Source organism: Microcoleus sp. D2_18a_B4 (genome assembly GCF_036702475.1).
Classification (GTDB): domain Bacteria; phylum Cyanobacteriota; class Cyanobacteriia; order Cyanobacteriales; family Microcoleaceae; genus Microcoleus.
In genome coordinates this window covers 48664-58005 of sequence record NZ_JAUBTL010000051.1, presented here as the reverse complement: position 1 = coordinate 58005, position 9342 = coordinate 48664, and the positions used below count along the sequence as shown (strand labels likewise).

Here is a 9342-nt window from a genome sequence, read left to right as displayed (position 1 = left end):
TCTGGGACCTGTCTGATGAGTGTGCTATATTCAGATTTTCGCCGATTGTCGGAGATTGTCTGGATTAAAAGTATCAGCTAGTCTTTAATCCAGCGGCATGGGTACTGGTCTCTCATTCCTCCAGACAACTGGCGGCAGCCTTACTTTCTGGAAGTTCTCCCGTGAGGACGTGCTATGCGTAAGTGCTGAAGAAAAGTTAGAAAAAAATGCTATCCCCCGATTGGGCAAACGATACCAAAAAGTAAGACTTAAGTGGCCAAAAGTTATCCTTACTTGCGTATACTTATTTACTTTAGGTAAGTTGACTAAAGATCACACGCAATGTTATCTTTAGTCAAGAACCTTGGGCTTAAGGGGGATAGCCTACTTATGTTGGGATTAGCCGTCTACCCAACAGCGTAGGAAGTAAACACCACTTATTTTTTAGGCCTTTAAGTAACTTAAAGTAAGTTGGGATAGGTTTTACGAAGCAGAGGACTATTAGTGTGCTGTATCTAGCGGAAGTACAAAAACAGAAAAGCGGCTTTGGTCTCGGTGGCGGTAAGGCTGAACTGAAACTGCTAGCTTGTCAGCGGGGCGAACATAACTGGAGCGCCGTACCAGGCGATGACGGGATCCCAGTTGAGGAAGCTAATAAGTTTAACGACGGCACGCTGGTGCTGGTTGAGTTGAGCGCTAGCAAGCAAGTGCAGCGGATTCAGGAGGCGGCCCGCCAGTTGGTGAGCATTCTGCAAAATTTCTCGCGATTGCAGGACAAGTTTAAGGATAAGGAAGAGGAAATTGAACAGTGGAAGGCTTCTCTGACGTTTTCGAGTCAGGAACTCAATCGCCGGGAAATGGAAATGCAAGCCCGCGAAGAGCAGTTGGCTCAAATGGAAGAGGAGTTGGAGCGGCTGGAGGCTCAGCGCTCGGAAATAGAAAATACTAGAGATGAAGCTAACCGACTGCGAGAAGAAGTCGATCGCAGTCGCGTGGAAATAGAGACGGCTTGGGAACAGTTGCGGGGCGAGCAGCAACGGGTGGCCCAACAGCAGTCTGAGGTTCCCCAGGGGGCAGTAATTGATGAGCAGCAGACGCAGAGGATTCAGGAGTTGATGCAGAAGTTGGGAGGGGCAATTGCTTCGGCTCAAGGGGTGCGGGAACAACTGAATCAGTCTTTTGGTGCGGTGGGCGCTCAGCAGGCAATTCTGGATCAGCACTGGCAGCAGTTGGAGCAAAAACAGAGCATAGCTCAACAGCAACAAGAAGAAGTCGATCGACAAAATCAGAGCCTCCAAAACCGCTGGCAAGAGTGGTACCAATCTCAAGATGCTTTGGCCGGGGCTCGGGCGGAGCTTAAAGGGCAGCAAAGTACCCTCAGCGCTAAGCAGGATCAGGCTCAGTCCGTGTCTTTGCAGGTGCGGGCTGTTGAGGATCTTTACCAGCAAGTTTCCAGGCTGGCATCTGCTTCGGGTACTGCGGGTACGGAGCAGAAAGTAGATGTGTCAGCTTTGGAGAAGATGCCTGTTGATGAGTTACAGGGGCTGGTGCAACACCTGCAACAGGATTTGGAAAAGGTGTTCCGGTTTGTTAACGATCAAGAGGAAGAGTTGACTCTGCAGCGGGAGACAATCGAGGAGCTGCAAGGAAAAATTCAAGCTGCTAGCGAGTACGATCGCATGGCTTTGGAAAATGAAATGGCAGATGAACTCGAAAGTTATCAGATGTTAAACGAAACTCTGGTGGGACAGCGCCTCCGGTTGCAGGAACGGGAAGATATTTTAAAGCAGCATCAGGCGGTGCTGTGGCGGCGGCTGGGTACTGCTAATGCTCCAAAACAAGAGCGAGGAAATATTGATTTGGGGCCGATTGTCGCACAGCTCAATACTCAGCGGCAGCAGCAAAGCCAAGAATTGCAAAGACTGGAAAACGAAATTCAGCAGGTGCGGGAAGCTATATCCCAAATTGAGGCAAATGTCAACCGCCAAAATGGGGAAAGTGAAGCGAAACGCTACGAACTCAAGCAGTTAGAGCAGAATTTGTTCAACCAGAAAGGTGCAGTGGCGCAACTCTGGGGCAGGGTGAATGTTTATCAAGAAATGTTGCAGCCGGTGCAGGACAATTTGACTGCGCTACGCCAAAAGCTCGAAGCGGCGGCGGGGGAACTCGATCGGGTGCAGGAGACGGGAGACGAGCAAGGTCGGGTAGTTTCCGATTTGCGGCAAGTCCTTTCGGGTTTGATCACAGGTTAAAATTTAAAATCTAAAATTATCGAAGGGTGTTCGACTCGACCGATCGCTCCTCCAGGAAATGGATCGGTTTGCGATCGGTTGGGCGCTACGATTAAGCTGGTTAGTTTTTCTACGCTTTCAAAACTGGGCGCCGAGGGCAATATTTGTTGCAGTAGTTGCCGCATTGCCCGTCGCTGCAAGGCAAGGGGTGCTTCCCGCAAAATCAGGCGATTTAACTTGACGGGAAGTTGAAAATTCACCTGTGGGCTGTCTGCAATTGGAGACATGGCTCGCTGTAGCAAGTCGCTGGCTGCAAGTTCGAGATATTCTACGTCGGCGCGGAGGAGTTCGGCTGTTTGAGCTAGGGCTTGTTGGGCTTTTGGGTTGAAATGAGTTTCCAAATAAGGCAATAATTCCGATCGAATCCGGTTGCGACTATATTGCAAGTCTTGATTTGTGGAATCTTCCCAAATGGGTAGTTTTTGCTCTTGACAAAATTGACCTGTTTGCGATCGAGTTATTTCGAGCAAGGGACGAACTAAATAGATTTTAGATTTTAGATTTTGGATTTTCGATTGGGAATTTTCATCCTGATTTTCCAATCTAAAATCGGCCGATATTTGGGAGTTGGAATTTTCGCCGGAATTCCCCACTCGAAAATCGAAAATCGGCAATCGAAAATCGAGCAGGGGTCGCGTCCAGGTGAGGGCAGAAAGTCCATCGGCGCCACTGCCGCGAATCAGGTTGTAGAGGAGTGTTTCGGCGCGATCGCTGGCTGTGTGGCCTGTAACAATGTAGGGGTAGTTGTGGGCGATCGCAATTTCGGTTAAAGCTTGATATCGCCACTGTCTGGCCGCTGCTTCAGTTTTGGGGATGTCCGAGGCTGTTTCCAAATAGTAGGATATTCCCCAGTTTTTAGCTAATTGTTCTACATGATTGGCCGAGGCTTCCGAGTCAGAACGCCAACGATGATCGCAGTGAACAATCGCTAGGTTCCATCCCCATTTTGGCTGCATATCTAGCAGTAATTTAATTAAACACAGAGAATCTTGTCCGCCGGATACTGCTACTAGCAATCGCTGATTTGAGGGCAATATTTGTCGGTACAGCAGCGTCTTGTGCAGTTGAGCGTGGAGGTGCGTCCAATTGGAAGATTCAGCCATGAGAGCAGTTTTTTATTAAGCAAAAATAAGGAAGTTAAAAAACTAGCAGTGTCCGGGATTTAACCGATGGATTTTGAGCAAAGAAGGGGAACCATCCCCCTCTCCCAATCTCTCACTCTTTGCCTTCCTAGCTCCACATTCCTATACTTTGGGGGTCGCGGTCTGGATACCTAGAAATAGGAAAATGATTATTTATTTCTGTTGAGTCACATTGATTTAATGGCTCATCTATATCGGTTTGAGTTGAGCTAGCTACGGCGTAGTTTTGCACGGTGTCTGATCTTTCGGCAGCGGCAGGAAGGGCTTTTTGCTCTTTGATTTCAGGTTCAAGCGGAATGAACTCCAGACGCATTCTAAGTTTTCCTTTAGTCCAGTCTTTGCCAGCACTTAATAGCTCGCAATCCAGGCCGTCTGAAAATAATTTTTCGTCTACCAATTTCGCTTGCATAATTGCCATAAATTCGCTGACTTTGAATGTACATTGATACATCAAAGCGCTGGTAGGGGCAGACACAACATCATCTTCTTGGGGAAATATTGGCGATTCGTCCATATTAATTGTCGTTATTTTAATGAATGAAGGAAGTTCGGCAACGGATTTTGTAACGGATGTAACGGATGTAACGGATGTGAGGAAGAGCGAAGTTATAAGAAGGAAGAAGGCCCTTCGATTTCGCGATCTGGTAAAAAAAGGGAAGAAGGAAGAGGGAGTTAATTATTAGAATCTCGCTGGTTGAGTAAGGTGGGAATTGCCCACCCTACAACCGGAGATGAGATTAATCCCGATTCTTTGACTTATCCTGTTCTTCTTTGGCTGATTGGTGGATTAGGAATTAGAAAAACCAACCGTAGGAATGCAAACCTTTGCCTAACAGATTAACGCCTAGATAGCAAATCCAAACTACCACAAAACCTGTGGCTGCTAAAATTGCTGGGCGTCTTCCCTGCCAGCCACGAGTAATGCGGGCGTGCAGGTAGGCAGCAAATACCAACCAAGTAATTAGCGCCCAAGTTTCTTTCGGGTCCCAACTCCAGTAGGAGCCCCAAGCTTCGTTAGCCCAAACCGCACCGGCAATAATGCCAACTGTCAGTAAGGGGAATCCTAAACCGATGATGCGATAGCTAATGTTATCAAGAGTTTCTGCTAGATTCAAGCGCTGGGGCGAGAGAAGTTCTGCGGTTTGAGTTGGGGCGGTTGATGCGGTTTGAACGGTGGCTAATTCGAGCACTGCGGTGGTGCCTAAACCGTTATTGTTGGAGTTGAAAGAGGGTTCGCTGAAAACTAAGGCGCTGTCGGCGCTGGTTTCTGCAATTGGAGGTTCGGGGTTTTGAGGGCGTTGGAGGCGGTAGTTGCTGTTGCGGTTGCTGTTGGTGCCGAAGGAACTACCGGTGAGTTCGATTTTTTGGCCGCGGGTGACGATTAAAAAGGCGATCGCCAGTAACGCTCCTACCATTAAAGTTGAGTAACTGAGCATCATGACGCTAACGTGCATCATCAGCCAGTTTGATTTGAGGGCGGGTACTAGGGGCTCTGCAGATTGCATGGTGGCGGGCAGAGTCAGGGCTGCAAAGGCGGATATTGCCATTGCTACGGGGGATGTGGCTACTCCTACTAAGCGGGAACGACTCATGTTTTCCGCGACTAGGTGGATGGCGGTGATTCCCCAAACTAGGAAAAATAGGGATTCGTAGAGATTGCTTAAGGGGAAGTAGCCGGCTTCTATCCATCGAGAACCGAGTAAAGCGGCGATGGATAGGTTGGCGACGCCCATTCCTGCGGTTCCTAGGGCCCCCAGGTAGGGAATGCCGGGGAATGCTGCGCCAACCCAGTAAATGAGCATTGTGGAGAACAAAACGGCAAAGGAGATGTTGTCCAGCCAGTTCTGGAGTACGACCAGATCCATAAAAATTACTCCGGTAGTGTTTTTACTTATTTTTGCTAACTAGATCGATCGTACTGGCGTTGGGCAGTTTTGGGTTTGGGATTTTGAATTTTTGTGGCAATTATGAGTGATTGGCGGTTGTTGAGGTGCGAGTGGGCGATCGACCCGAAGAGGCCAATAAATACGTCAAATGCTCTCCCCCTCGGCTTCCTGGGTTCTGGGGCTGTATTTGGTGCATCGGCTGTTGCTGGGAGGAGGTTAAGCGTGCGGGGCGGGTATGCTTCTGGGGGCGCAGAAGCTGATTGATGATGGTGGAAGATGTTTTGGGCGTGAGGGCTTTGTCAAATTTCCCTAAAGCTGCTGTAAAGCAATTTACATCTTTAAAAGTTTTGGTAAATCTCAAAAAAGCAATCAAGGGTAGTCCTGCATATAGCCTTTCTCAGAAATATGGAGTAGCAGAAACCCTGTGTTCTCAAGCTTTTTAAGTGGGATTGTGTACCGCTATAGTAAGGATACTTAAGGCTTTCACTCTCTAGATAAACTGGCGTTATGCTAAAGATTCCCTACTATCTCATGCCCTCTCTTCGTAAACTACTTTTGGAAAAGTTGAAAAACAGCAAGTAGTTTGGGTCCTTCAGCTTCTCCAGTTAAAGAGTCCTCCCTAATAAAAGCTTTTTTACCTACAAAAGAAACCTGTTTTTGAGATGGAACATGAATTCTAATCACAAACAATTCTTTGTAGCATATAGGCTCAATTTTCATCAGAACCTGAGTTTTTAAGGGGTCAGTCAAATCCGATTTTTTTATTGCATTAATTAATATCCCAACATAATCCTCTAGCGTTTTACCTGAAACCCTAGCTTCTCTATCAATTCCTACAACATATCTATCATTGATTTCAATAGGATCAATCCCATCTAAATTTTTAATTTTTTCGGCGTCTTGCTTTTTATCCGCCACTCCCAAGAAAATATATCCATCAGTGTCTGGATCGGAGTTAGCAATGCCGCAAATTGTCTCAACAAGTCTCTGGGGCAAATCATTATTTAGTTTTCTACTTGCTGACAGATCAAGCAAACCTTGCTTGCACTCATACTTGGCAGTTTCTATACGAGAACGAAGTAAGGAATTTTTGAATGCTTGTATCAACTCAGCACCTTGTCCTAGAGTGGATTTATCTTTTTCCGCGAAGTAGTCTTGTATCAATCCCTTTGTTTTATTAATATTCTTAATACGATCCGTTATCTCTGCATATCGCTTGCTTAGCTGTAAGCTCTTCTGAAGATTTGCGAGTGCTTCCATAATCTTTTGAGGGTCGGCAGGTAGACGTTCTGACTCAATTATTAATTCAAAAAAAGCCATGAATATTGTATAGAAAGCCTGCCGTATTGGATTATTAATGCCTGGGTTTACGATATTTTGTAAACACTTATTATCTGAGCTATATGTTTCAAGAGTTGCTCCAAGAACTGAGAAAGTTTTTACAATGTCTTCTTCTAGTTTTTTGAAGCCATACGTTGTAAGACTATTCTCTATTAACTGGAAGTCCTTGCTCTCTTCATCATACAGACTATCTAGCTGCTCCTTGCTTCTGGGTAGGGGTTCATTAAGTAATATCGATGCTGCAATATCTGCTATCATATCTTCATCTTCACTATCACGCAGTTGAGAGATTCTAAGGATACCTTGCTTACACCACAATGTATCTTCTGCTTGAATCCCATAACCTTGATTATTCCGTTTGGAATCAATACTAACCTGGGGCATATCAAATAAGCGAAGCGTTTTTTGAGTATCATCCCCCCGCAACTGCATAGCAATTGTACGAACCACTTCTGCGAATGATGTCGTTACACCTGCTTGTCGTTTCTCTTGGTTGCTTAAATGCTTACCACCAGAATTTATTCTGCCAAAAACCTCTGTTATATCGCTTTCATCCATTGCAGTGTAAATGGTTACTGCAAACTGATAATCTACAATATCTGCACATTCTTTTCTATCTAATTTATCAAAATTTTCTTCAAATTCAAATACTTTGTCATCAGCTAATTGTTGAGCAAAAGGGAACTCTTTAAGATTGAAATACTTTCCATTAAATGCAAACAAATTTTCAATGAAACCACAAATAGCGTTAAGTCGCTGCATACCATCTATGATCTCATACTTTCCACTTCCATGAACTTGAGGACGTTCTGCTAGTAGAATTAAAGGAATTGGATACCCCTTTAAAATGCTTCCAATCAGTTTTTATTTTTCGTCAACTGACCAAATTAATTTTCTTTGATACTTTCTGTTTACCAATAAGTTACCAGACCGATAGAGCCGATAAGCCTCAGTGACTGCCATTCCGCGTGGTGGAACAATGCTCATACTTATGCTCCCTTTAAGTCAAGATTTTGATAATAGTATAATACTATTGATCGACTCAAACAACTCTTGTTACCAAGGATTGCCTATCTGTAAGGTGTGCACTGCACACCCTACAGATAATAGAGGTTCTGCGTAAGTCCTCTCTTCTCACCAAGGATTGCCAATCATTCTAAAAGCAGACCAATAATAAGGATGAGAGAAATTCTGACTCGCCGTGTTTGCCAATTCCGGGGGTAACGGCAGATTGCCAACAGAAGTGTGCAGCATCCCCCCTTCAATTCGCACTTCTCCCCGCAACATCGCTAATTGCGCTTGCCGCAGTGCTTCTGCTTTAATCGGAGCAGTTTTTAACTGCCCGTAAAACTCCGCCATCAATCCTAAACTGCCCTCGTCGCTGACATACCAGAGAGTCGCCATAGCCGATTTAACCCCGGCTTGCACGGCTAACCCGCCAAAGCCCAACTCGGCCTCTCGATCGCCCACAGCAGTCTTGCAAGCACTCAAAACTAACATTTCAACTTGCGGGCTGTGCCATCCCATTTGCCGCAACTGATCCAAACGCAATTTAGTATCCCACAACTGAATAAAGGATTGGCTGGGCTCTCCCGATCGAAATTCGGCGTGAGTAGCCAAGTGAATCATCCCAAAAGGATACTGCTGGCGCTGCGATTTTAAATTGGCCAGGGTGAAAGCTTCGTTCAAGAAAGACTTGCCGGGCCACTGCTGCGGGGTGATTGTCGATACTTCTATTTCCACCGCAGGCAAAGGACTCATATCTGGAAATTGCGACGCCCCCATTGCCAGAACTTGGGTATTTTTGAAATTGGTGGCGCTGGTATCTGTCAAACTGAGACTCGGCATCGATCCAACACTGTAACGCTCTACCAGAAAGCCTTTGCCGTCGTGCAGTGCACCCATCGGTATCGATCGCAACCCCATATCTGAGATAAAAGATAAATTCTCAATGCCTTTGGCTTGCAACTCTGCTTCGAGCGGCGCTACCATCCACTGGTAGAGTTGCTGAGCCAAGGGCAAATAACTTTTAGTATTGCGCTTTACCGGATTAGTCAGTTCAGTACGAAATCTCCGAACAGCTTCCATTACCTGGGCGCGAGAGGTTCCAGAGATGCGCTGGCGAACGGGCACGCCTTCCGGGGCGATCACCATCATTTCCAGTTCGTCAGAGGCTTGAATTTGCTGTTCTACGCGCAAAACGGGGGAACTGCCGATCGGCCGATCGACTGTAGCACCCCTGGGTACAAAGCTGATATAAATGAGAGCTGGTTTGATGCCTGTGGCTTGTTGGACACTGCGAAGGGTAATTTGGGCATCTTCTAGGGTGGCGAGCGCATTTGTTGATGGCAAATTTAGGTAATCGACAAACTCGCTGGTAAATCTCTCCTCCACGGGAAAAATAACTGCGCCGACGTTAGTTGGCAACTTAGAAGCGTCAAGATTCGCAAACGCGGCAGGTGAAATGCGCTGTTGCAAGGAATTAGATATCTGGTTTTGCTGTTGCAAGCTGGGCGAAAATAAACGATTTGTGCTGGGTGGCTGGTTGGCTGCGAGCACCTGTGTCGGTATCGGTGCGAGATTTATCGGCGCAGCAGCAGGCGCAACCACTGGATTGGGAGTAATGGTGGGTGCGATCGGCAAAACATTGGGTACCGGCGCTGGATTTTGAATTGTGGGTGCGATCGGCAAAACATTGGGTAC

At 46.4% G+C, this 9342-nt stretch carries 9 protein-coding genes; 4 read left to right on the top strand and 5 right to left on the bottom strand.

Annotation, left to right across the window (positions count from 1 at the left end; genetic code table 11):
* Positions 1–485 precede the first annotated feature (485 nt).
* Positions 486–2231: a pilus motility taxis protein HmpF gene (hmpF, locus tag QUB04_RS24570; RefSeq protein ID WP_333288389.1), complete on the top strand. Its 1746-nt coding sequence runs from the start codon at positions 486–488 to the stop codon at positions 2229–2231.
* On the opposite strand, the gene tilS is transcribed toward hmpF, so the two are convergent.
* Together tilS and QUB04_RS24560 are read right to left on the bottom strand one after the other, a co-directional pair.
* Positions 2228–3373, bottom strand: coding sequence for a tRNA lysidine(34) synthetase TilS (tilS, locus tag QUB04_RS24565; RefSeq protein ID WP_333288387.1), 1146 nt, complete (start codon positions 3371–3373; stop codon positions 2228–2230). The two genes, hmpF and tilS, sit on opposite strands and share 4 nt — an antisense overlap.
* Positions 3374–3500: 127 nt before the next feature.
* Positions 3501–3926, bottom strand: a complete 426-nt coding sequence (locus QUB04_RS24560; RefSeq protein ID WP_333288385.1) for a KGK domain-containing protein — start codon at positions 3924–3926, stop codon at positions 3501–3503.
* 19 nt (positions 3927–3945) lie between these two features.
* Here QUB04_RS24560 and QUB04_RS24555 point away from each other — a divergent pair, with 19 nt between their 5' ends.
* Positions 3946–4095, top strand: coding sequence for a hypothetical protein (locus QUB04_RS24555; protein WP_333288383.1), 150 nt, complete (start codon positions 3946–3948; stop codon positions 4093–4095).
* 111 nt (positions 4096–4206) lie between these two features.
* Here the strand turns inward: QUB04_RS24555 and ccsB are convergent, their stop codons facing one another.
* Entirely contained in the window at positions 4207–5277 is a 1071-nt protein-coding gene (gene ccsB, locus QUB04_RS24550; protein ID WP_333288381.1) for a c-type cytochrome biogenesis protein CcsB, read from the bottom strand.
* 93 nt (positions 5278–5370) lie between these two features.
* Here ccsB and QUB04_RS24545 point away from each other — a divergent pair, with 93 nt between their 5' ends.
* Together QUB04_RS24545 and QUB04_RS24540 are read left to right on the top strand one after the other, a co-directional pair.
* Entirely contained in the window at positions 5371–5562 is a 192-nt protein-coding gene (locus QUB04_RS24545) for a hypothetical protein (protein WP_333288378.1), read from the top strand.
* Complete coding sequence (locus tag QUB04_RS24540; RefSeq protein WP_333288376.1) at positions 5562–5741, top strand: hypothetical protein; 180 nt, start codon at positions 5562–5564, stop codon at positions 5739–5741. The genes QUB04_RS24545 and QUB04_RS24540 overlap by 1 nt, the downstream gene beginning before the upstream one ends.
* Positions 5742–5847: 106 nt before the next feature.
* Here QUB04_RS24540 and QUB04_RS24535 read toward each other — a convergent pair whose 3' ends face one another.
* On the bottom strand, positions 5848–7497 hold the full coding sequence (locus QUB04_RS24535; RefSeq protein ID WP_333288391.1) for a GmrSD restriction endonuclease domain-containing protein: 1650 nt from the start codon (positions 7495–7497) through the stop codon (positions 5848–5850).
* Positions 7498–7773: 276 nt separating this feature from the next.
* Positions 7774–9342: CHAT domain-containing protein (locus tag QUB04_RS24530; protein ID WP_333288374.1), on the bottom strand; the 1569-nt coding region annotated here is incomplete at its 5' end.

Coding starts and splice junctions, on each gene's coding strand:
- ccsB (WP_333288381.1), bottom strand. CDS start 5,277: ATGGATCTGGTCGTACTCCAGAACTGGCTGGACAACATCTCCTTTGCC.
- QUB04_RS24555 (WP_333288383.1), top strand. CDS start 3,946: ATGAATGAAGGAAGTTCGGCAACGGATTTTGTAACGGATGTAACGGAT.
- tilS (WP_333288387.1), bottom strand. CDS start 3,373: ATGGCTGAATCTTCCAATTGGACGCACCTCCACGCTCAACTGCACAAG.
- QUB04_RS24560 (WP_333288385.1), bottom strand. CDS start 3,926: ATGGACGAATCGCCAATATTTCCCCAAGAAGATGATGTTGTGTCTGCC.
- QUB04_RS24540 (WP_333288376.1), top strand. CDS start 5,562: ATGATGGTGGAAGATGTTTTGGGCGTGAGGGCTTTGTCAAATTTCCCT.